This window comes from Sphingomonas sp. jy18 (assembly GCF_056931895.1).
This window is the reverse complement of record NZ_JBXPBT010000002.1, coordinates 34,479-55,635: the sequence shown is the minus strand read 5'-3', so window position 1 is coordinate 55,635 and position 21,157 is coordinate 34,479. Positions and strand designations below refer to the sequence as shown.

At 58.4% G+C, this 21,157-nt stretch carries 19 protein-coding genes; 11 read left to right on the top strand and 8 right to left on the bottom strand.

The window, feature by feature from the left end:
* Position 1 precedes the first annotated feature (1 nt).
* The 7 genes from AC0QC4_RS05380 (at position 2) to AC0QC4_RS05350 (ending at position 9,459) form a co-directional block, all read left to right on the top strand.
* A complete protein-coding gene (locus tag AC0QC4_RS05380; RefSeq protein WP_483658710.1) occupies positions 2–943 on the top strand; it encodes a hypothetical protein in 942 nt (313 codons plus the stop codon).
* Entirely contained in the window at positions 940–4,344 is a 3,405-nt protein-coding gene (locus AC0QC4_RS05375) for a DEAD/DEAH box helicase family protein (protein ID WP_483658709.1), read from the top strand. Before AC0QC4_RS05380 ends, AC0QC4_RS05375 begins: the two co-directional genes overlap by 4 nt.
* On the top strand, positions 4,344–5,426 hold the full coding sequence (locus AC0QC4_RS05370) for an ABC-three component system protein (protein ID WP_483658708.1): 1,083 nt from the start codon (positions 4,344–4,346) through the stop codon (positions 5,424–5,426). Before AC0QC4_RS05375 ends, AC0QC4_RS05370 begins: the two co-directional genes overlap by 1 nt.
* Positions 5,414–5,908, top strand: a complete 495-nt coding sequence (locus AC0QC4_RS05365; protein ID WP_483658707.1) for an ABC-three component system middle component 2 — start codon at positions 5,414–5,416, stop codon at positions 5,906–5,908. The genes AC0QC4_RS05370 and AC0QC4_RS05365 overlap by 13 nt, the downstream gene beginning before the upstream one ends.
* Positions 5,905–7,773, top strand: coding sequence for an AAA family ATPase (locus AC0QC4_RS05360; protein WP_483658706.1), 1,869 nt, complete (start codon positions 5,905–5,907; stop codon positions 7,771–7,773). Before AC0QC4_RS05365 ends, AC0QC4_RS05360 begins: the two co-directional genes overlap by 4 nt.
* A gap of 199 nt (positions 7,774–7,972) precedes the next feature.
* Positions 7,973–8,899: an ArdC family protein gene (locus AC0QC4_RS05355; RefSeq protein WP_483658705.1), complete on the top strand. Its 927-nt coding sequence runs from the start codon at positions 7,973–7,975 to the stop codon at positions 8,897–8,899.
* A gap of 251 nt (positions 8,900–9,150) precedes the next feature.
* Positions 9,151–9,459 carry a hypothetical protein gene (locus AC0QC4_RS05350; protein ID WP_483658704.1) on the top strand — a complete coding sequence of 103 codons (309 nt, stop codon included), beginning with the start codon at positions 9,151–9,153 and terminating at the stop codon, positions 9,457–9,459.
* 7 nt (positions 9,460–9,466) lie between these two features.
* Here AC0QC4_RS05350 and AC0QC4_RS05345 read toward each other — a convergent pair whose 3' ends face one another.
* The 5 genes from AC0QC4_RS05345 to AC0QC4_RS05325 all read right to left on the bottom strand — a co-directional run bounded on the left by AC0QC4_RS05345 (position 9,467) and on the right by AC0QC4_RS05325 (position 15,797).
* Positions 9,467–10,399: a nucleotidyl transferase AbiEii/AbiGii toxin family protein gene (locus AC0QC4_RS05345; protein ID WP_483658703.1), complete on the bottom strand. Its 933-nt coding sequence runs from the start codon at positions 10,397–10,399 to the stop codon at positions 9,467–9,469.
* The gene (locus AC0QC4_RS05340) at positions 10,399–10,527 is read right to left on the bottom strand and encodes a hypothetical protein (protein ID WP_483658702.1); all 129 of its coding nucleotides are present in this window, start codon (positions 10,525–10,527) and stop codon (positions 10,399–10,401) included. Before AC0QC4_RS05340 ends, AC0QC4_RS05345 begins: the two co-directional genes overlap by 1 nt.
* Positions 10,520–11,128 carry a DUF6088 family protein gene (locus AC0QC4_RS05335; RefSeq protein WP_483658701.1) on the bottom strand — a complete coding sequence of 203 codons (609 nt, stop codon included), beginning with the start codon at positions 11,126–11,128 and terminating at the stop codon, positions 10,520–10,522. Before AC0QC4_RS05335 ends, AC0QC4_RS05340 begins: the two co-directional genes overlap by 8 nt.
* 3,008 nt (positions 11,129–14,136) lie before the next feature.
* Positions 14,137–15,432 carry a relaxase/mobilization nuclease domain-containing protein gene (locus tag AC0QC4_RS05330; protein WP_483658700.1) on the bottom strand — a complete coding sequence of 432 codons (1,296 nt, stop codon included), beginning with the start codon at positions 15,430–15,432 and terminating at the stop codon, positions 14,137–14,139.
* On the bottom strand, positions 15,429–15,797 hold the full coding sequence (locus tag AC0QC4_RS05325) for a plasmid mobilization protein (RefSeq protein ID WP_483658699.1): 369 nt from the start codon (positions 15,795–15,797) through the stop codon (positions 15,429–15,431). The genes AC0QC4_RS05330 and AC0QC4_RS05325 overlap by 4 nt, the downstream gene beginning before the upstream one ends.
* Positions 15,798–16,079: 282 nt before the next feature.
* Between AC0QC4_RS05325 and AC0QC4_RS05320 the strand changes: the two genes are divergently transcribed.
* The 4 genes from AC0QC4_RS05320 to AC0QC4_RS05305 all read left to right on the top strand — a co-directional run bounded on the left by AC0QC4_RS05320 (position 16,080) and on the right by AC0QC4_RS05305 (position 18,607).
* A complete protein-coding gene (locus AC0QC4_RS05320) occupies positions 16,080–16,892 on the top strand; it encodes a 2OG-Fe(II) oxygenase (protein ID WP_483658698.1) in 813 nt (270 codons plus the stop codon).
* A 67-nt stretch (positions 16,893–16,959) separates the two neighbouring features.
* Positions 16,960–17,739: an SDR family NAD(P)-dependent oxidoreductase gene (locus AC0QC4_RS05315; RefSeq protein ID WP_483658697.1), complete on the top strand. Its 780-nt coding sequence runs from the start codon at positions 16,960–16,962 to the stop codon at positions 17,737–17,739.
* A complete protein-coding gene (locus AC0QC4_RS05310) occupies positions 17,736–18,245 on the top strand; it encodes a thioredoxin family protein (protein ID WP_483658696.1) in 510 nt (169 codons plus the stop codon). Before AC0QC4_RS05315 ends, AC0QC4_RS05310 begins: the two co-directional genes overlap by 4 nt.
* Complete coding sequence (locus tag AC0QC4_RS05305) at positions 18,242–18,607, top strand: hypothetical protein (RefSeq protein ID WP_483658695.1); 366 nt, start codon at positions 18,242–18,244, stop codon at positions 18,605–18,607. Before AC0QC4_RS05310 ends, AC0QC4_RS05305 begins: the two co-directional genes overlap by 4 nt.
* Positions 18,608–18,690: 83 nt before the next feature.
* On the opposite strand, the gene AC0QC4_RS05300 is transcribed toward AC0QC4_RS05305, so the two are convergent.
* The 3 genes from AC0QC4_RS05300 to AC0QC4_RS05290 all read right to left on the bottom strand — a co-directional run bounded on the left by AC0QC4_RS05300 (position 18,691) and on the right by AC0QC4_RS05290 (position 21,154).
* Entirely contained in the window at positions 18,691–19,500 is an 810-nt protein-coding gene (locus tag AC0QC4_RS05300; RefSeq protein WP_483658694.1) for an SDR family NAD(P)-dependent oxidoreductase, read from the bottom strand.
* 111 nt (positions 19,501–19,611) lie between these two features.
* The gene (locus tag AC0QC4_RS05295; RefSeq protein WP_483658693.1) at positions 19,612–20,202 is read right to left on the bottom strand and encodes an ABC-type transport auxiliary lipoprotein family protein; all 591 of its coding nucleotides are present in this window, start codon (positions 20,200–20,202) and stop codon (positions 19,612–19,614) included.
* A gap of 10 nt (positions 20,203–20,212) precedes the next feature.
* A complete protein-coding gene (locus AC0QC4_RS05290; protein ID WP_483658692.1) occupies positions 20,213–21,154 on the bottom strand; it encodes an MlaD family protein in 942 nt (313 codons plus the stop codon).
* Positions 21,155–21,157 lie beyond the last annotated feature (3 nt).

Below are 21,157 nucleotides of genomic sequence, written 5' to 3'. Positions count from 1 at the left end.
GATGCGTGGCGACCTGAAATCAGCTTGGCCTTATGTTTGGAACGATATCTGGGTTCGCCTCTATGAAACTCGGGGCGCGCCAGTGGAGCTATTTTCAGAGCTTTATGCCGCGCTGATGCCGAGGCCGCGCATGCCGACCGCACCGCCTGAGCCGACCGCTTTTGACCCCGATGGGAACATGTCTGATCCCGACGAAATTGCAGCAGCGGCAGAATATCAGGCTGCGATGGAAAACTATAACAAAGAACGCTTGGCCTATGAGCAAGCGTTGACAGCGGAGCCTGAGGACGTGCGCCGGTGGCTGCGCGAAGGCCTGCACGCGACACTCCAAACAGAGGTAGATGCTGTATCTGCATTGGAGAGGGCATTCGCAAAGATCGATGACATCGGCGGCGACGCACTTTCAAACCGGTATGTGAATCTCGTTGAAGCGTTCATCGAAAAGTACAATCTGCGCTACGACTTACGCCGCCCATTCTCACTCCATCCAACGATCTCAGGCGTATTCACGCAACTGATCAGCCAGCTGAAAACGGCGACGGCGGGCGATGCTCATCTCAATGGGATCATGGGTGACTTCGAGGAAGCGTTCCGCGATCTGAAAGGAGGCGCGACTCCCGCACGCATCAAGGCGTGCATTTCACGGCAGGCGAATTTGCTCGAAGCAATTGGCCAAATCGCTCCGAACGTGACCACAAACACTCTTGGCGCGATTTGTGACCAAGTTGGCACTTGGCCGCACGAGAAGCTCAAAGAGTCTGCGAAGTGCATCTACAAGTTTTCCAATCAGTACCCAGGCATACGCCACGCTGGAACTCCTGCCACGCAGCTTCGTGAAGTCGAACTGCGTGACCTGATAGCAGTTTCGGTGATCCTCACGGGGTTTGCTCCATATCTGACGGATAGGCTCAATGCTGACCACATCTATGGGGTTGGGCAATGACACAGTTTGCCTTCCTCAAAGCTGAATTCGAACCGGTCTACGAACTCGCCCGCAAGGCAGAGGTTGCGGCACTAGCGGATCCGCGTGGGGCTTGTTTTTATGCCCGCCTTGCGTTGGAAAGTGCGGTCAAGTGGATGTACGACAACGACCGCAGCTTGCGGTCGCCTTATGACACTGCACTGTCAGCTTTGATCCATGAAGGCACGTTCCGTGCGCTCGTCGGCAACTCGCTTGTCACCAAAGCACGGATCATCAAAGATTTGGGCAACAAGGCGGTGCACGAAACCCGCCCGGTTCCCCCGCAGAATGCCATCATCTGCGTGCGCGAGTTGTTCCACTTTAGCTATTGGCTTGTCCGCACTTATGCGCGCGGACCTAAACCCGATGCAGCGCTGGCCTTCAATCCCGAAGCCTTACCCCGTGCGGTGCAAGTGGAAGCCTCAACTCTCGCCAAGTTGCAGGCGCTTGCGAAGGAGCGCGAAGACGCCGCAAAAACGCTGGCTGAAGAGCAGGCCGCGCGGATCAAAAGTGAGAAAGATCGCACCGCGCTCGATGCCGAGGTCAAGCGCCTTCAGGCCGAGATTGCCGCCGTCAAGGCGACGAACGAAAAGACCGCCGACACCCACGATTACAATGAAGCCGAAACCCGCGATGCCTTCATTGACCTGTTATTGGCCGAGGCTGGCTGGCCGCTCGATCAGCCACGTGACCGCGAGTATCCGGTCAGGGGCATGCCCAATTCCGCAGAGGAAGGCTTCGTCGATTATGTGCTGTGGGGCGATGACGGGAAGCCACTCGCAGTCATAGAGGCCAAGCGCACCAAGCGCGATGCGCGCGTAGGCCAGCAGCAGGCCAAGCTCTATGCCGATTGCCTGGAGGCTGAGTTCGGCGTCCGGCCGCTGATCTTCTACACCAACGGATACGAGCATTGGTTGTGGGATGATGAACGCTATCCCCCGCGCGCCGTGCACGGATTCTACAAGAAGGACGAACTGGAGCTTTGGCACCAGCGGAAATCCAATCGCCGCTCTCTGACCACCACAAGCATCGATGCCGACATTGTCGAGCGCTACTATCAGACCCGTGCCATCCGACGCGTTGGTGAAGTGTTCGAGAAGGATCATCAACGCAAGGCTCTGCTCGTCATGGCCACGGGATCAGGCAAGACGCGCACAGTCATTGCCCTGATCGACCAGTTGATGCGCGCTAATTGGTGCAAGCGCGTGCTGTTCCTCGCAGACCGCGTCGCGCTTGTGAAACAGGCGCACAACAATTTCAAAGCGCACTTGCCCAGCGCACCGAGTGCGAACCTGATCGAAAAGCACGACCCAAAGAAAAACGATCACAACGGCGCGCGCGTCTGCGTCGCCACCTATCCGACGATGATGGGGCTGATCGACGAAATGCAGAACGGTCAGCGCAAATATGGACCAGGGCACTTTGACCTCATCGTGATCGATGAAGCGCACCGGTCGATCTATCGGAAATACCGTGCAATCTTTGACTACTTTGACAGCTTGCTGGTTGGTCTCACTGCGACGCCGCGTGACGAGATCGACCGTGACACCTATTCGCTCTTCGAGCTTGAGCGCGGCGTCCCCACCGATGCTTATGACCTTGATGAGGCCGTGGCCGACGGCTTCCTCGTACCGCCGACCGCTGTTTCAGTTCCGCTGAAATTCGTGCGTGAAGGCATCAAATATGATGCCCTTCCTGACGAGGAAAAGGAGAAGTGGGACATGCTGGAATGGGAGGATAAGCTCCCGTCCGGCGCAGTCGAAGCCAATGCGGTCAACAAGTGGCTGTTCAATACCGACACCGTGGACAAGGTGCTTGAGCACCTCATGACTCACGGCTTGAAGGTGGCTGAAGGCGACCGTCTGGGCAAGACGATCATCTTCGCCAAGAACCACGACCACGCGATGTTCATCGCGGAGCGGTTTGATGCCAACTATCCGCACCTCGCTGGTCAGTTCGCAAGGGTGGTCGATTTCAAAACTGAATACGCACAGTCGCTGATCGACGATTTCTCGATTGCAGACAAAGCGCCGCATATCGCCATCTCAGTAGATATGCTCGACACCGGCATCGACGTGCCCGAAGTCGTCAACCTCGTGTTCTTCAAGATAGTCCGATCCAAGACCAAGTTCTGGCAGATGATCGGGCGCGGCACGCGCCTCCGTCCCGACCTGTTTGGTCCAGGGCGCCACAAAGATAACTTTCTGATTTTCGACTTCTGCCAGAATTTCGAGTTTTTCAATCAGAACCCGAAAGTGACCGACGGTGCGCTAGGTGTTTCACTTGGCCAACGGCTGTTCGCGGCGCGCGTTGAGTTGGTCGGTTTCCTTCAAGACCTGCCGGAAGGTGAGCGAGCTGAAGGACTGGAGCGGTTGGAGAGCGACGTTCGAGGCCAACTGTTCGATGAAGTCAGCGCCATGACGCTCGATAACTTTCTCGTCCGTGCAAAGCGCAAAGCTGTCGAGCATTTCCAGCAATCGGATGCGTGGGATTGCCTGTCGGGCGAGGATCGCGATACCTTGATGCGCGAGGTGGCGGGCCTACCGTCCGCGCTTGAAGACAATGACATCACGGCAAAGCAGTTCGACTATATCGTCCTATCTGGCCAAATTGCTTTGCTGCAAAACCAAGCGATCTTCATCCGGTGCAAGGAGAAGGTCATTGCCATCGCTGCCCGTCTCGAAGAGCTGGCCAATGTCCCGATGGTGGCAGCGGAGATGCCCCTCATCCTTGAGGTTCAAACCGACGAGTACTGGCAAGACATCGATGCATGGTCACTTGAGCAAATGCGTCGCCGCCTCCGTGCGCTCATCAAGCTGATCGAGGGCGACGAACGGATCATTGTCTACACCGACTTCACCGACGAAATCGGCCAGGGGACAACCATTGAATTGCCTGATGCTGGCGTCGGCACCGACAAAGCGCGCTTTCAGATGAAGGTACGCCACTTCTTGAAGCAGCACGCTGATCACATAACGATTCAGAAGCTTCGCCGGAACGAACAGCTCACGCCGCAGGACTTGGCAGAGCTGGAACGCATTATGGTTGAAGAAGCTGGCGCTTCCGATGGCGACTTAGCCGAAGCACGCGAAGAGGGCGGTCTTGGATTGTTCGTCCGCTCCCTGGTGGGGCTTGAGCGCGACGCAGCTAAAGATGCATTCGCGGAATTCATGGCGGGCAAGAATCTGAACGGCAATCAAATTGAGTTCCTCAATTTGATTATCGACCACCTTACCGAGCGCGGGGCGATGGACCCGCGTCGCCTTTACGAAAGCCCATTCACCGACTTTGATGATCAAGGAGTCAGTGGTGTGTTCCCGCAGGCGGATGTGCAGCTGATCGTAAAGGTTTTGAATGATGTGCGCAGGAGGGCTGCTGCTTGATGGTAAGCTTCGTTGAACTGCCGACACCAGTAAGACCCACAACCCTGCCTTCCGCAGGACAATTCCAGAATGGTCCGCTTGTTGAACCAATAAAAATGCTTTGGCTTTATTCACCGGAGGATTGGGAGGGTTTCATCTACGAGTGGGTGAGTGAATGCCGTAAGAGCCAGTATGCTTCTGTCGTGCGCACCACAGGAGCCAACGATAGGGGGATTGATATCGCCGGTTTCGTTGACGGCAAGCAACTCGCCGGAGCGTGGGACAATTACCAGTGTAAACGCTTTGGGAACACGGTCTCGCCTGCCGCTGCGTGGCCGGAAATCGGCAAGATTCTGTGGCACTCTTTCAATGGGCACTATGCGTCACCGCGCCGCTATTTCTTCGTGGCACCTAAGGGGGCGGGCACGCAGCTCAATCTCCTGCTCGCCAACACGCCAAAGCTGAAGGCCGAACTGATCAAAGTTTGGGACAAAAGTGTTTCATCCAAAATCACATCAACCAAGATCGACCTCGAGGGTGAATTTGCGGCCTATGTTGAGAAATTCGACTTCTCGATTTTTCGGGCGATCACACCTCGCGAACTGATCGACGAGCATCGCAAAACACCATTTTTCGTTTCGCGCTTTGGCGGCGGACTACCCGCACGCCCCAAGCCAGAAGCCCCTCCAGAGGACATTCACCCAGATGAAAGCGTCTATGTCGGAGCTTTGATAAAGGCGTATGCAGACCATACAAAGGGGGCCGTCAACGACATTGCAGGGCTGAAAAAATGGAAAACCCTGCATGAGCACTTCGGACGGCAACGGGAAGCCTTCTACCACGCGGAATCGTTTCGCGTTTTCGTTCGCGACAAGGTGGAGCCAGGTAGCTTTGAAAGCCTTCAGGACGAAGTGTATCACGGCGTCGTTGACACGTGCGATAGTGCTCATGCCGATGGTTTTGAACGGGTGAAGGCCGTGCTAGCAGGCGCGTCGAACTTGCCGCTCGATTCTCATCCGTTGGGATCAAGCGCGTTCATGCGTGATCGTCACGGAATTTGTCATCAGCTGGCTAACGAGGAGCGCCTCACATGGAAGAAGTGACGCGCGCGCCAGCCTTAACGTTCAATGGACCTTTAGAAGCAGGTGTTCGAGCCGTTGCTGTCCTTGGCGCTGCATATCCGCGCACCTTCGATTTGCAGAGAATGGTCGCATTCGATTATTTGCTTGTCCACACTTCTGAACTGGACGGCCCCGACGATCTGCACCCCGATGCGCCGATCCGGACGCCCGCAACCGAGGTGCGACGTAAGGTTGTGCAGAACGCCCTTCACCTTATGATGACCCGCGACCTCGTCGATCGCGTCGTCACGGACAAGGGCATTCGTTTTTGCGCCGGAGAAATGGCAGCGTCTTTTCTGGATGCACTGCAATCTTCCTACGTCGTCGAGCTGAAACGTCGTGCGAATTGGCTTGTACAGCACCTGGCCGATTATGATGATCAAGACTTTGATGATCTCATGCGTCGGTTTTTCGACCAGTGGGTCGTCGAGTTCCAACACGCAGAGCAGAGCTTGGCCCTATGACCAGCCGCCTTCGTCTGCGATATCTTTCATACCATGGCCCCAATCGCGATCCTGCCATCGTGCCGTTGGGCCCTGGCTTGAACGTCATTTACGGTGCTTCCAACACCGGAAAGTCCTTCATCGTCGATACGATTGATTTCATGTTGGGCGGCAAGGGGCCGCTACGCGACATACCTGAGCGCGTAGGCTATAATACCGTCATGCTAGCCGTTGAGGCGACAGACTGCGAGCCGTTCACTATCGTGCGCGCAGTCGAAGGTGGGCCGTTCGCCATTCACGATGGCTTGCTTTATAACAGCTTGCCCGAAGGTGCGGGCGTGAATCTTGCCGAGCAACATAATGATCGCCGCGACGACAATTTGTCAGCTTTTTTGCTCGAGAAAATTGGGCTCTCACAGAAGCGAATCCGGAAGAACAAGAAGGGCGAAACGCAAAGCTTAAGCTTCCGGAATCTCGCGCGCCTCATTGTCGTGAATGAAGAGGAAATCATCCAACAGCGCTCGCCGCTCTCCGATGGCAACTACAGCGCTGACACCGCCAACACTTCAGTATTCAAACTCCTGCTCACTGGCGTTGACGATTCCTCAGCGATATCGGCCAAACGCAGCGCCGCAGAAGATCACAATCGCGATGGGCAGATTGCCATGCTTGATCAGCTCATCGGTGAGTACAAAAAACAAATCAAGGCGCTCGCGGGGCCGCCGAAGGAGCTGCAAGATCAGCTTGCGCGGCTTGAATTGACGATGGCCGAGCAAGGGGGATTGCTGTCAGTCACCGAAGCTCAATTCAAGCAGGCTACGACAGACAGACGCGATGTTGCGCGCCGGATCGAAGAGGCGCGCAACCGCCTGACGGAAATCACAGCGCTCCTTGAGCGCTTCACCCTCTTGAAGTTGCATTACAAATCCGACCTTGAGCGCCTTGAAGCCATTGCCGAAGCAGGCAGTTTATTCGGCGCACTCGCAGGAGCATCTTGCCCCGTATGCGGCGCGGAGTCCGAGCACCATAACCCCGCGCAGGATTGTGATGGAAACACGGACAGCGTTGTAGCCGCCGCTCGCGTTGAAATGGCAAAGATCGACGTGAAGCTCGGTGAACTTTTGGAGACAATTGCCACGTTGCGCGACGAGGCTGTGTCATTCGAAAAGCGATTGCCTGCCCTTGAGGCGCGACTTTCTGAACTGTCGGCCACAATTGACAAAACTGTTGCACCTAACCTCAAGCAAATGCGTTCCAGCTATCGGAGTCTCGCGGACAAGAGCAGTGAGGTTCGCGAGGCCTTGTCGATTCATCGTGCACTGGTTGACCTTGAACAGCGCAAGGCCAAAATTGAAGGCGATTACTTGTTGGATGCTGGACCGACCAATGCGGTAGAGATCGACCTTTCGACATCGACCGTAGACCGCTTCTCCAAACTCGTCTTGGAAATACTCAAGCAGTGGGGATTCCCTGACATTGACCGCGTACATTTCGATATGAAAGTCCGCGACCTCATCATCAACGGAAAGCCGCGCACCTCATACGGCAAAGGTTTGCGCGCCATTACGCAGTCTGCATTCACGATTGGATTGATGGAATATTGCGCGCGCTTCGGCACCCCCCATGCCGGGTTTGTCGTTTTGGACTCTCCGCTTCTCTCTTATCGCGAGCCCGACAGCCCAACAGATGACCTGCGTTCAACGGATCTCAATAGCCGTTTTTACGCCTATCTCGCAGCTGCGCATCCCGAGCGGCAATTCATCATCGTTGAGAATACCGATCCGCCCTCGGATATCCGCGCTAACGAACAAGCGCTGCTATTCAGCGGCATTGAAGGCGATGGCACTCGGTTTGGGCTATTCCCGTTAGACGAGCTCGATAGCTGACGTTCTCCTGAAAACTGCCCCTTTCGCTGACCCCTGAGACTTAGCCGCGAATGTGGCTGAGGTCGTCGTCCCGTCAACGGGCGGCCCGATCCATTCGCTGCGCTCCCGTGTTGCCCGTTTCGCCTTACGGCTGACAGTCCGACTTTCCCCCAGCCTGTTCCCTTCGCGTCCTCAGGATACAGCGAAAGGAGATCAGGACATGACCACTTCATCAAAAGAACGCTTCGACGTTTACGGAGCAATCACCGATCAAATCATTGCCGCAATCGAAGCCGGAGCCGAGCATCCGCAAATGCCTTGGCATCGTGCAGGCGGATCAATCGAACGTCCCACCAATGTCGAAAGCAAGAACGCCTATCGCGGCGTCAACACCGTCGCCCTCTGGGCATCGGCATATTGCCAGCAATTCGATCATGGCCTCTGGGGCACATATCGCCAATGGCAAGAGAAGGGCGCTCAAGTCCGCAAAGGCGAGAAATCTTCCATCATCATTTTCTATCGTGACCTCGCGCCGCATGAGCGTGAGACACAATCATCCGGCGATGATGATGGTCGCGGCAATCGGTTCTTCGTCGCTCGCGCATCGCGCGTGTTCAACGTCGCACAGGTTGATGGCTTCGAATTACCTGCAATCGAACCGTCGATTGATCGTATCGATCCATGCGATGCTGCCGAAGCATTCATCGCATCCACAGGTGCAAACATCACCGTTGCCGGTGAACGCGCTTTCTACAATCGCACAACCGACAGCATCACGATGCCGGATCGTCATCGCTTCGTTGGCACGAAGACCAGCACCGCGACCGAAGGATGGTATTCCACGTTGCTTCACGAGCTGACCCATTGGTCAGGCGCAGAGACACGTTGCGCGCGCACCTTCGGTGAACGCTTTGGCGATGATGCTTACGCCATGGAAGAAATGGTTGCTGAACTTGGCGCTGCATTTCTCTGTGGTGATCTTGGCATCACCGCAGAACCACGCGCCGATCATGCTGACTATATCGGCCATTGGCTGCGCATTCTGAAAGGCGACCGCAAAGCAATCTTCACGGCGGCGAGTGCTGCGAACAAGGCTGCCGAATACCTCAAGAGCATTGCTCAGATCGAACAACGAGAGGCGGCGTAAGCCGCCTTTCAATTTCAATACCGTTCTATCGTGGGGCCGCCTGTCGGCCCTTTTCATTGTCTACCCCGCGTCTGTGATCATCCGGTGATGATGACGGGAATGTTGGCAGGGCCGGTGCATCGTCAACGGCTTGCCCGATCCATTCGCTGCGCTCCCGTGTTGGCCGTTTCCCTTCGGTGACGCTGCCCCTTCGAACCCTGCCGTTTGCCTGCCCGTCCACCGGACGAACCCAAACGCCAAAGGAGGCAGACATGAAAACCGACTACGCAATCATTCACAAAAACTGGAACGGCATCGAAATCGAAATTCGCTGGATCGCCGATTACGTCTCATTCGATGATGGGCAATCAATGGCACATCTTGAGGTCGAAAGCGTGAAGCCAGCACGCGCACCGCTTCCGATCACCGAAACCGGATATCGCTCGCACTTCATCAATCGCACCAATGTCGATCACATGGGCGGCCCCGAGGCCTACGTCGAAGCGTGGATAGACGAGATGTCACGCACCCACGCATGGCGCGAAACCGCCGCCGCATCGCGTCAGCTCGCACTCTTTTGAGCGCGAGTTATCCGTTCAGCTTTGCTTCGAGCGCGCCAATCGCCGTCATCAGATCGTCGAATGAGGGCGGCGCGACCATGAACATTTCGGCCATGGCTGCATAATCTGCGCGGAGGCGTTCGCGCAGATCTTCGGTCGGCAGCAGTCGCAACGAGCCAAGTGTCGCCGTGTCATATGATGCCTTCTTTTCGGCGAACATCAGGCTCTTGTTGAGCACGACCCTGGCGAGAAGGTCAGGGGCCTTCATTGCGGCATCGTCGATGCCTTTCTCAGCCAGCATCGCGGTATCGTAATAGTGGCGCGACATCTCCGGCAGCAGCTTCGTGCCATGATGAAGCGCGTGCAGGATCGTGACCTTCTCCCAGAAGGTCCGCTCAACCGACAAGGTCGCGACGTTGACCGTTGCGTCAGGTAACTCGTCCGGAAACTCTTGAGCGAGATAGGAGATGATCGATTTAGATTCCGATGGTTCGGTTTCGCCGCGCGCGCCGAATTCGAGTTTGATGCGCGGACGGATATAGCCGTCTTCGCCTTCACCGAATTTGCCGACGCCATATCCCCCGGCTCCATAGCCGCCGCCATAGTTCAGCAACTTCGGATACTCGAAGAGGATCGTTTGCGCGTCGTTATCCTCGGGATCGATCAGCACCGACCAACCGCCGCTTGTGCCAAGCGCCTCTGCAATCGCATTGCTGAGCGCGGGAAGTGCAATCTCTTGCACGTATCTTTGCGCGGCAGCCTTAAGCGCTTTCGTGCGTCGCTCGCGCTCCTTGCCGCTGATGTCATCTTCCATCGGCGGCTTGGTATCGATGATCATCGGCGCGTTGCGCCCGATGGTGAGATCGATGTCTTCCGAGAAGCGCTCGATGATCCCGTAGGCTTTGGAGAGGGACGTGCCGCCTTTGAAGGTTAGATTGTCCGCAAGCACAGGAACAGACATCAAACGACGCAGCGTCCAGCAGACCCAGAAATCTTTTCGATGATGATCGGCGTCACATCGCGGCGAGCCGCCGCTTCATTGATGAATGCCAGACGATCATCATCACCACGACGTGCGAACTCATCCATTGAGCACCATGCCCATCTTGAGCACGGCATCGCTCATCCATCCTGGCATGAGCGACTGCGCTTTCTTGAGTGTCTTGAGATCACGATCATCAAGCCGCGCGGCGAGGCGACGAATGAGATCATCATCAACACTGGCCTTACCGACATGAGCGAGCATTTGGAGCACCGCATTCGCGTTGTCCGACCCATCGTCGAGAATGGGCGCGCGTGATCGCTTGAGCGCGATCGTGCGACCCGCCACTTTCTTCACGCGCGTCGCCCCGCTGGTTGCGTAACTCGATTTCGCCGGAACCTGCGTCGAGATGCCGAGGCGGTTGGCCGACTGAGCACCGGAGACGACGACCTTGTCGCCGCTCTGCGTTGCAACTGCCTGGACGATGGTGTCAGCGTCAGGCGTGAGTGCGCCCAAGCGATCATGCAGCTTGGGATAATCATAGAGACCGCGCCCGATGCGCCGGATGTGCCCCGCCTGCACGAGACGGGTGAGCGCCATGTCCACGGATGCACGCGTGCCGAGGTCGAGAAAGTCCTTGGGCGTAAAGGCCCAGCCGCGCCCTTTCCCTCGCACTCGCTTGATGATTCTATCGGCAACAGCAGACATTTTTCCCATCCTTCTTGTTAGATAATACCATAGATATTTCTAACAGGCAATCGGCGTATTATGTAGGGAAAATTCATGTTTTCAAGGTGAATAACGGCATATTGAGGTCGAGAGTGCCTATCTCATTCATCCTATCTGAGATCAAGGCCTCGGTCCCATTTTTGGCTGATGCGCTAGCAAGAGAGCCCAACTCCCTGGCAATGGCCGTTGCCTCCGGCCCGCGCTCTAGGGCCATGCCCCTGAGCCAAAGTCTCAGCCCGAATGGGTAACAATCGCTAACGCAAATAATATGAATAATAGGAATCTATCATAATAGATTAGTGATCACACTATCTTAGTATATTGTTAATAAAATTCGACTACCCTTATAATATATCGGGGGATAGATGATTCCATCAAGAATATTCACTTCATTCTCAATTTTATCGTTTCTGCTAATAATTGTGTCATCACATCAGCCAGCAAATGCAGCTGCCTGCAAGCAAAACGATCTCTACGGAATCAATTGGTCTGTTGATGGGTGCTCGTGCGCCGCCGACACTCTCTCCAAACCAAAAACTGGTGCTTACGCTGAGGATACGATTGCCTTCTCAAGGGGGTGGATCGATGCCCGCGATCTGATTTGTGATCCGAAAACTGGAAAATGGAAGGCAAAGCCTAACCCAAAATTTGCGACATGTTCGGGCTGCAAAGATGGCTATGGAACCAACGGAATTTGCGGGCCAGCCACTCTCAAAGCTTCGGCAACCGCGCCAACATCGGGGCTCTGCACCTGCGGAAATCCAACCAAGGTGAAGCGCGTTGGATCATGGCATTGGCAGTGTAAGACTTCAAATGACAGCCCACCGGTCAATTGTTTCGCACCAGCGCAGCATAAGAAGGCGGGTCCATGAGGCTAGAGCGATACTTACTTATCCTGATCGTCATTTTCTCAGCAACCTCATTGATAAGGCCAGCGGCAGCTTGCGTATTTGATACTGAAAATATCGTCGCGGCCTGTGGTAGTAGTAACGGCACCACGACTATTGATAGATTTACGAATATTCCAGATACATGTGCAGTTGGCCAAACTTCAAACATTGTAGAGTGTGGCGGCAGCACTTATGAAAGGACATATTGCTGGACTTGCTATGGAAGAACAACCACAGGAATATGCGGGTCAAATGACGCTAGTTGTTCTGCCACTATAATTCGTCCACGTGACGCCGGCTGCGGAGATACGCCAGGTACCTGTGACAATCCGCACCCGGTGGTCGATGACAATGGCCTAACGGCATGCGGCACAACGCGGACATGGACTTGTCAGGGCATAGATACTGGGTTTGATCAGGCTTGCTCCTTTGAAAACCCGATATGCCCTGTGAATGCCGCGTGCGGCAATACAGTTCCGGGCGAGTGCCTTTCCGGAGATCCTGGCAGCGTATCGTATAGTGGATCAACCGCATCGTGGCGTTGTTACAGCTCCAATGGGGGTTCTGACTCTGGTCAGTGTTCGATGACAGTTTCTAATCCGCCACCGCCTTCTGTTCCGACTGACGGCTCTTGCAACAACTCAACACCACTTGGTTGCAACGCCGGCTCCGCTATTAATGATAACGGGGAAACCGCCTGCGGGACCACACGCCAATGGATATGTGCTGGACAAGACGGTGGCGCCGACTCAGGCACTTGCTCTTACGCCAACCCCACCTGCACTGGCCCGATCAATGGCTCTTGTGACAACTCGACACCACTCGGTTGCAGTGCTGGCTACGCTATCAATGATAACGGTCAATATGACTGCGGCACCACACGAGAATGGAACTGTTCTGGCCTATTCGGTGGCACAAATTCAGGTACGTGTTCATTCACTTCCTCTTGCGACATTGTGAGTGGTGCGTGTGGGGCGTCAAATAATGTTCCTTCCTCAACCCCTCCCACCCAGATGTGCGCAGCGGGCACCCCCATCGGCCTTACCGGTTGGACCACCACTTGGGTTTGGTTTTGCAATGGAACTTACGGCATGAACAATGTCGTCTGCCAAGCTCCCAAAGTTACAGATACCGACGGCGTTTGCGGGACCGCAAATGGCGTGAGCTCATCAACCTTTCCCGCCACCAACTTGTGTTCAGCTGGCACCTTCGCCTACGGTGTCAACACAGCCAGCGCTTGGAACTGGAATTGCAGCGGAATAGCTTACGGCATCGATACAACTTGCACGGCCCCCAAAGCTATCATTGGCGTCAATGGCGTCTGCGGCACGGCGAATGGCGTGGGCTCATCGACGGCCCCATCTGCCAATCTTTGTTCAGCGGGCACTCAGACTGCCGTCACCGATAATGTCAGCACGTGGAATTGGAATTGCGAAGGGACAGGCGGCGGAAGCAATGCGTCATGCACAGCTCCCAAAGTTGTTAATGGTGCCTGCGGACCAGCCGATGGCGCAAGTCTTTACTCCGCCCCAACCTCAGGTCTTTGCGCGACCGGCGATGCTACAACCGTATCGGGAACGGGACCATTCACATGGAACTGTAACGGACGAGACGGCGGCACAAATGATTCATGCCAAGCAAATTTGGCCGTTAATGGTGAATGCGGCCCATCACATAATACCGCCCAGACAACTACACCTTCGACCGGCCTCTGCAACGCTGGAACCGCGTCCGCAGTGACCGGCTCCGGCCCGTATGTGTGGACTTGCGATGGATTGAACAGCGGCGCGAATGCATCATGTGCCTCGCTCTCCATCATTCAAGGCATATGCGGCCCATCGAACAACACCCCGACGGCATCAGCGCCCGCTTCAGGTTTGTGTGCAGCCGGAACCGCAACAGCTGTAACAGGGGCCGGACCATGGAGTTGGAGTTGCACCGGATCGGGCGGGGGAACATCATCAACATGTACGGCACCACCACCACCACCACCACCTTCGTTCGGCGGTGCTTGCCCTACCTAGACCCCGACAAGACAGAATTCCTAAACTGGAATAGGCCCGCCAACCCCTACAAGATTGGCGGGCCTTCTGCTTTTCACCCGAGATCAAGGCCGCGATCCCGCTTCGGACGCATCGTTGCAGAGCCGCGCCCGCGATCTTTGTCGCGCTCGACTTGGCCCTCGCGCATCCGGCGAAACTTGGCGGCCTCCCGATAGAGGCCGAGGATGCGTTCAGCTTCCTTGCGTCGGCCTTCTCTGATCAGCTCTTGAAGGGCTTGGCGATCCATGTGCTGCGCATGGATCAGAGCGTGCCGCTCATGGCTATCGCGCTCCCGCGCAAATTTGGCTTCCATCTCATTCTGCTTGCGCACTTTGAAATATTTCCCCGTCAGGAAGTCCCATGCACCGGCAATGCCTTTGCGCAGACGTGATGCGCGAATGCGTTGCTCTTCGTTCCAGCGGGTTTCGAGTTTGGTATCGAAGGCTTGGCGTTCAGCTTGATGCTGAACCTTGAGCGCTTCGCGCTTGGCTATCAGTGGTTCCATGTTGCGATGGGCAATGCGTTTGGCCTCTGCAATGTATGTGGAGAGGCGAGGCGCGATCTCGCTCGCAATGCGTTCGCGTGTTTCCGCAACGGACATGAGCTTTGATGAATCGCCGAGGCGTGCAGCGATATCAGCTTTCTTGTCGGGAATGATGCGCGAGAGTGAATAGACATCGCCGTCAGTGGTGACGGCGACGAAGCCCCGTCTGTCACCGCGCGCAAGAAAGAGGCCGCGCTCTTCGAGCGCAGCCGCGAAGCTCTTGGCGTTGTCCGCTTGCCGGTAGCAGTCGATGACTGCACCGCGCAGCTCGCGCGGATCGATGCTTGCACGCTTGGCTTGCTGCCATTCGTCCAAGGAGAAATTGCGATGATCGCGGAGCTGCGGATTCTCGAATCCGCGCGGCATCTTCCACCCGTTTTCGAGATAGACCTCTTTCGCCAACACCTGGAGCTTGTTCTTGAAGAAGGGAAGATCGATTGCCGTCATGGTCGAGGCAACGATGCGCGACCAGACGGCATGACAATGTCTGCGACCTTCTTTCTCGTGAAAGACGATGACGCGCGGCTGACCTTTGAGGCCGAGCCGCTCTTCGATATCGCCGATCACTTTCTCGAACACTTCGACGCGCACGGACTCGTGCGCGGGCGGACTGAGTGACATCGAGAAAAGATACTGCTTGCACTTCGTGCCCCGCGCCGCCGCATAGGCTTCGTTCATCGCGCCCATGACCGTGTCGGAGATGAACCCCGACACTTCATGAATCTCGACATGCTCATTCTCTTCCGTCTTGAGGAGATGACTCCCAAGCTGACGACCACCGCTGCGCTTGGAGGCTTTAAAGATCATAGGCGTGCATCCAGATCGAGAGCTTCGATTAGAAGCTGCCGCATACGCGTGACTTCCTGCACAGCCGTGAGTAGCGCTTCCTCGGTCTCTGGGGTGACCGGAAGGCTGCCCGTGTTTGCGGCCTTCGCGAGTTGGTTCACATTGTTCGCCAATCGCGATTGACCGAGCATTGCCAAGAGCTGCGCAAGCGCGCGATGATCCTTCACCGGAAACTTGCCTCGACGACGCGGCGCGATCCAATCAGGATCAAGCAGGCACGAGCGGATATAGCCGCCGAGTGACATGCCAGCGGCATCGGCTTCGATCTTCGCGCGTTCTTCGAATGTAAGACGAAGCGAGAAGGGAGGTGGACGACGGCTACCCATGGCCGACCTCCATTCCATCATCATCCGCATTACGCTTCTTCGGTCCGCGATATGTTGGACGCTGTGGACGCCGCGCCGAAAGATCGATTCCGACCACGTTCGGATCGAGCGGAACCGTGCCGCCATTCGATGATGAATCATCATCGCCAACAGCGTGATTGCTATTGGCGGCTGGCAGGATTCCGGCGATTGATGTTTGGCTTAAAGCGTGGTTCCACTGCGCTAGCGTATCGAAGAGGAGTTTCGAACTTTCTCCTCCTAGGTGCGCCATTCATCGAACAGTTGAAGCCGCTGCTGGACCGCGCGACACGTACGGCATTGTGCGGGGTTGCCCCAGCCTCTGCATGGAGCGATAGCAAGAACATCGCACGCAATCGGAAAAATGCAGATGCCTGGACTGATGCTTTCGCAGTGAATTTGTGCAAAGCTTCGGGTATGTCAGTTTCGTCACCGCCCCGCCTCACAGCATCGAAACCGTTTTACATCGACATCAGCGCTACCAACATAGTTGCGGACGCGGCGTCCTATGTTGAGCCGTTTCGCACGATACCTGCGCTGCTGTTCGAGGGCGTGCTCTCGCCCCTGCTGCTCGAACAGTTGATGAAGCGCGCTGCATCGAGCGGATTCGACCTTAGGGACAATGGCCATGTCGGTCTGCGCCAGTTTGCTGACGATGGCAGCATCGGTGCCGCATTCGCGCTGATGCTCGACCGCTCTATGCTCCGCCGCTGGCTTGAGCAGGCAACCGGCTGCCCGCCGCTGCGCGGTGTCGTCGGATCGATCAATCAGGCCAGCCCCGATACGGACGACGGGCTGGAATGGCATGACGATCTGACCAACAAAGGGCGCATCCTCGGCATTGTCATCAATCTGTCGGAAAATCCGTATGAAGGCGGCGTATTCGAAATGCGCCCCAAGGGCACAACCAAGCCAATTCTGACTTGTCATCACCTCTTGCCCGGCTCGACCCTGATTTTCGCGGTCAGGCCGAACCTCGAACATCGCGTGACAGCCGTGACCACAGGCGGGCCACGCCGGGTCTATACGGGCTGGTTCCTGCGCGACGATACGATAACCGCCTCGTCCCGGGAATAATGGCTACCGGACATGTGGCCCCACCATAGCCTTTGACAGGTGCGTGCCCCCGCGCTCTAACCGGGACATGAGCAGTATCGATCTTTCCGGGCGCATCGCGCTCGTCACCGGGGGCTCGCGCGGGATCGGGCGGGGCATTGCGCTGGCCTTGGCCCGTGCCGGCGCCGACATCGCCATCAACTATCGCCGCGACGAGGATGCCGCGCTGGAGACGGCGGCGGCGGTGCGCGCGCTCGGGCGGCGGGCAGAGATCTACGCCGCCTCGATCGGGGAGGCCGAGCAGTGCGAGGCGATGGTGGCGGCGGTGGCGCGCGATTTCGGCGGGTTCGACATCCTCGTCAACAACGCCGGCATTGCCTCGTCGGGCCGCAGCGTCGCCGACACCGACCCCGCCGAACTGCAGCGGGTGCTGGCGGTCCACGCGCTTGGCCCCCATTATATGAGCCATTATGCCCTGCCCCACCTGCGCAGGCGCGCGCGGTCGGACATCGTCGTCATTTCCTCGGTCGCGACCGACAGCCACGCTGCCAATGGCGCGCCCTACACCATGGGCAAGGCAGCGAGCGAAGCGCTGGCGCTGACCATGGCCAAGGAGGAGATGCCCAACGGCGTGCGCGTCAACATCGTCAAGCCCAGCCTGACGGTCAGCGACATGGGCGAGCGGCTGGCGCGCGCGGTGACCGGCGTCGCCGACATCCACGAGCTCGACGCCCGCTTCCCCTTCGGCCGGGTGCCGACGCCCGACGATGTCGCGGCGGTAGTGGCGTGGCTGGTCAGCGATGCCAATCCCTATGTCTCGGGACAGGCGATCGCGGTGGATGGATCGGGCGGAGGATTGCGCAAATGACGGTCGGATTGTCGCTGCTGGCGCTGATGATGCAGGGGCAACCTGTGGTGATAACGCCAGTGGTCTCGCCGCCGCCGATCACGATTCAGACAGAATCCCCTTCTCCGTTCGATGCAACGCGGGACGCAACCGCCGATGTCGAAGCCGCACTCGATGCCGCGCGGCAGAGCGGCAAGCATGTGCTCATCGTGTTCGGTGGTAGCTGGTGTCATGACAGCAACGCTTTGGTGGCGGCGATGGAGCGACCGCGGACTGCCACGATGCTTGCCCGTCGTTACGAGATCGTCTTCGTCGACATTCCCTTCAGCCGCTCGGAGCGTTCCATCGCGATCGCGCACCGGTTCGGGCTTGGCGATATCGAGGGCACCCCCACCGTCCTCATACTCCGCCCCGACGGCACGCCCACCAATCTCGAGGATGCACCGCGCTGGCGCAATGCCGCCAGCCGCAAGCCCGCGGCGATCCACCGCGCGCTGGAACGTGCCGCGCCAGCCGTCGGCAGATGAGGGCACCGCCCGACGCGCTGGTCATCGTCTATAACGCCGACGAGGGGCTGTTTGCCGCGCTGAAGGATGCGGTGCACAAGCTGGTCCGGCCCGCAACCTATCCATGCGATCTGTGCGCCATCACCTACGGCGCGGTATCGATGCGCGGCGCGTGGCGCGACTGGCTGAAGGCGCAGCCCTTCGCCGCCGAATTCTACCACCGCCAGGATTTTGCCCGCGCCTTCCCGGCGCTGGTGCACCTGCCGCTGCCCGCGATCCTGCGACGCGACGAGGACGAGCTGGCGCTGCTGCTGGGGCCTGAGGAGATGCGCAGCGACATGGGCGTGCCCGCGTTGATCGCGGCGGTGGAGGCTAAGCTCTGATCGTCATTGCGAGCACAGCGAAGCAATCCAGCGCGGTGAAGCGGCGCCCCTGGATTGCTTCGCTGCGCTCGCAATGACGATGTCTATTCCTCCACCCCCGCCAGCCGTGCTCCCAGCTTGGCGGTGATGGCGAACAGCGCATCGCCGTCCGACTGACGCAGCCGCGCCAGATCCATCTCCATCCCGCGCGCGACGATCAGCTCGCGCGTGCCCGCCAACATGGCCGCGACAATTTCTGCCGCGCAGTCTTCCGGCGGGATGCCATTGTCGATCTGCGGGTCGCTGTGCCCCTGCTTGTCGCCCTGCGCGGTCAGCGCGTTGCGCGCCACGTCGGTCGCGACCGAGCCGGGCAGCACGTTCAGCACCTTCAGCCCATGCGCAATCTCGGCCTCTGCGCGCAACGCGTCCATATAGCCGATCAGGCCATGCTTGGCCGCGCAATAGGCGGTGCGCAGCGGCACCCCGGCACGGCCCGCCACCGACGAGATGGCGACGATCTGGCCTTCCTTGTGGGCAATCAGGTGCGGCAGGCAGTGCTGGGTCAGGTGGATCGGCGCGAGCAGATCGGCGCCGATCACCGCGTCATAGACCGATGTGTCGGTATCGACCGCCAGACTGCGCTGGCTGATCCCGGCGTTGTTGACCAATATGTCGATGCGCCCATGCCAACCCGCCGCCTGCGCGACGATATCGGGCAGCGCCGCCAGATCGGTGGTGTCGAACGGCAGGATCATGCACACCGCACCCGTCGCCGCTGCCGTCTCCTCCAGCGCCTCGCGGCGACGACCGGAAAGGATCAGGCGCACGCCCTGCTTGGCCAGCGCCAGTGCAATGGCCCGCCCGATGCCCGACGATGCGCCGGTGATCCACGCGATCTTGCCTTCGAGCGTCATTGTCCTTCTCCCCAACAACCGACTTATCCGTAGCCCTGAGCTTGTCGAAGGGCGCTTCGTGAACGCGAGAGGCGCCCATCGACAAGCTCAGGACTACGGCAATTTTTCCGATTACGGCGCCATCCACTGCGCAACCTCGCCCGCCACCCGGTTGGCCGCGCGATTGAGCGCCGCACCGGCGTTGGCCGGGGTCAGGTCGCCCACCGCCTCTCGCGCCTCGAACCGGCGCTGGGAGATGGTCGATCCATCGTTGGTCAGCCGGATCGCCTGATAGGTGACCACCGCCTGGCCCGAGTCCGCATTGACGCCGAAATTGAGCAGGTCGCCGCTCAACAGCTCGCCCGGGCCGGTGATCAGCTCGGTCTCGGTCAGAACCAGCCGCTGGCCACCCGCCGACAGCGTCTCGGTCAGCAGCCGCTGGAACAGGCGCGCCGGCGGCTCGACCCACTGCGCGTCCTTGAGATAGGCGATCTGCGTTCCGCCGGTCTCGACCGGTACCCGCGGCGTGCGCAGTTTCTGCGGTACCGACGGGATGACGATGGTCAGCGCGGTCTGCGCGCTGCCGCTGCGCGCGCTGTTCGCGGCCGGGGCGGTCTCGGCGGTCAGGTTGAGCAGCGACGGCGGTACCTTGCCGCCAAAGCTGATGCAACCGGTGAGCAACAGCGCTGCCAGCGGCGCGACGAACATGCTTCTGGGGGACATCGTCACCTCCTCACTTTTCTTCATAATCGGGCAGGCTGGTGCCCAGCACCGCCCCTGCGCCCTGTGTATCGAGCCGGTCGGCCACGTTGGACAGCGTTGTGGCGCTGCGCCTGAGATCGCGGATCAGCGCATTCGCTTCCGGTATGGTCCGGCTGCTGAACGATTGCAGCCCTGGCCGCGCATCGTTGATCGCGCCTTCCAGCGTCACGATCGACCGCTCGGCCGAGGATACCGCGCGGCGCAGGTCGGCGATCAGCGGCCGGCCCTGCTCGTCGAGCAACCCGTTGGTGGTCGCCGCCAGCCGGCCGACTTCCTCCGCCGCCGTGCCCGCCTGCTGCACCGCGACCCGCGCCTCGGCGAGCGCCTGCTCGATCTGCGGGCCGTTGCGGGCAAGCGTCCCCGTCAGCGATTCGACATTGTCGAGGATGTTGGCGAGGCTTTCCTGATTGCGGTCATCGGCCAGTTCGGTCAGCCGCTCGGTCAGCGTCGACAGCCGCTCGAGCAGTTGCGGCGCATTGTTGAGCAGTTCGCCAAAGCCCGCCAGCTTGGTGGGGATCACCGGCCGGCCTGCCGGTCCAAGATCGGTGATCGGCGGCTGCCCCTTGATCGCCCCGTCGAGGCTGATCTGCGACACGCCGGTAAAGCCCACCCCGCCGATCGACGCGGTCGTCCCTTGCAGGATCGGGATGTCCCGGTCGACCTCGATCCGCACCCGCACGAACTGCGGATCGGGCTGCCACAGCGCGATTTCCTTGACCTGCCCGGCCGGCACGCCGGAAAATTGCACGGTCGATCCACGGTCGAGCCCCTGCACCGACTGTTTGAAGAAAATGTCATACTCCACCCGGTCACGGCTGCCGGCACCGGCCAGCCAGACGGTAAAGCCCGCCAGCGCGAACATCAGCAGCAGGGTGATGGTGCCGACCAGCAGGTTATTGGAACGGGTCTCCATCGC

Bases quoted from the DNA above. Each gene is read 5' to 3' on its own strand.
- AC0QC4_RS05300 (WP_483658694.1), bottom strand. From the start codon at position 19,500: ATGACGCTCGAAGGCAAGATCGCGTGGATCACCGGCGCATCGTCGGGC.
- AC0QC4_RS05305 (WP_483658695.1), top strand. From the start codon at position 18,242: ATGAGGGCACCGCCCGACGCGCTGGTCATCGTCTATAACGCCGACGAG.
- AC0QC4_RS05360 (WP_483658706.1), top strand. From the start codon at position 5,905: ATGACCAGCCGCCTTCGTCTGCGATATCTTTCATACCATGGCCCCAAT.
- AC0QC4_RS05290 (WP_483658692.1), bottom strand. From the start codon at position 21,154: ATGGAGACCCGTTCCAATAACCTGCTGGTCGGCACCATCACCCTGCTG.
- AC0QC4_RS05295 (WP_483658693.1), bottom strand. From the start codon at position 20,202: ATGTCCCCCAGAAGCATGTTCGTCGCGCCGCTGGCAGCGCTGTTGCTC.
- AC0QC4_RS05330 (WP_483658700.1), bottom strand. From the start codon at position 15,432: ATGATCTTTAAAGCCTCCAAGCGCAGCGGTGGTCGTCAGCTTGGGAGT.
- AC0QC4_RS05315 (WP_483658697.1), top strand. From the start codon at position 16,960: ATGAGCAGTATCGATCTTTCCGGGCGCATCGCGCTCGTCACCGGGGGC.
- AC0QC4_RS05365 (WP_483658707.1), top strand. From the start codon at position 5,414: ATGGAAGAAGTGACGCGCGCGCCAGCCTTAACGTTCAATGGACCTTTA.
- AC0QC4_RS05375 (WP_483658709.1), top strand. From the start codon at position 940: ATGACACAGTTTGCCTTCCTCAAAGCTGAATTCGAACCGGTCTACGAA.
- AC0QC4_RS05350 (WP_483658704.1), top strand. From the start codon at position 9,151: ATGAAAACCGACTACGCAATCATTCACAAAAACTGGAACGGCATCGAA.
- AC0QC4_RS05380 (WP_483658710.1), top strand. From the start codon at position 2: ATGCGTGGCGACCTGAAATCAGCTTGGCCTTATGTTTGGAACGATATC.
- AC0QC4_RS05310 (WP_483658696.1), top strand. From the start codon at position 17,736: ATGACGGTCGGATTGTCGCTGCTGGCGCTGATGATGCAGGGGCAACCT.
- AC0QC4_RS05325 (WP_483658699.1), bottom strand. From the start codon at position 15,797: ATGGGTAGCCGTCGTCCACCTCCCTTCTCGCTTCGTCTTACATTCGAA.
- AC0QC4_RS05335 (WP_483658701.1), bottom strand. From the start codon at position 11,128: ATGTCTGCTGTTGCCGATAGAATCATCAAGCGAGTGCGAGGGAAAGGG.
- AC0QC4_RS05370 (WP_483658708.1), top strand. From the start codon at position 4,344: ATGGTAAGCTTCGTTGAACTGCCGACACCAGTAAGACCCACAACCCTG.
- AC0QC4_RS05355 (WP_483658705.1), top strand. From the start codon at position 7,973: ATGACCACTTCATCAAAAGAACGCTTCGACGTTTACGGAGCAATCACC.
- AC0QC4_RS05345 (WP_483658703.1), bottom strand. From the start codon at position 10,399: ATGTCTGTTCCTGTGCTTGCGGACAATCTAACCTTCAAAGGCGGCACG.
- AC0QC4_RS05340 (WP_483658702.1), bottom strand. From the start codon at position 10,527: ATGGATGAGTTCGCACGTCGTGGTGATGATGATCGTCTGGCATTCATC.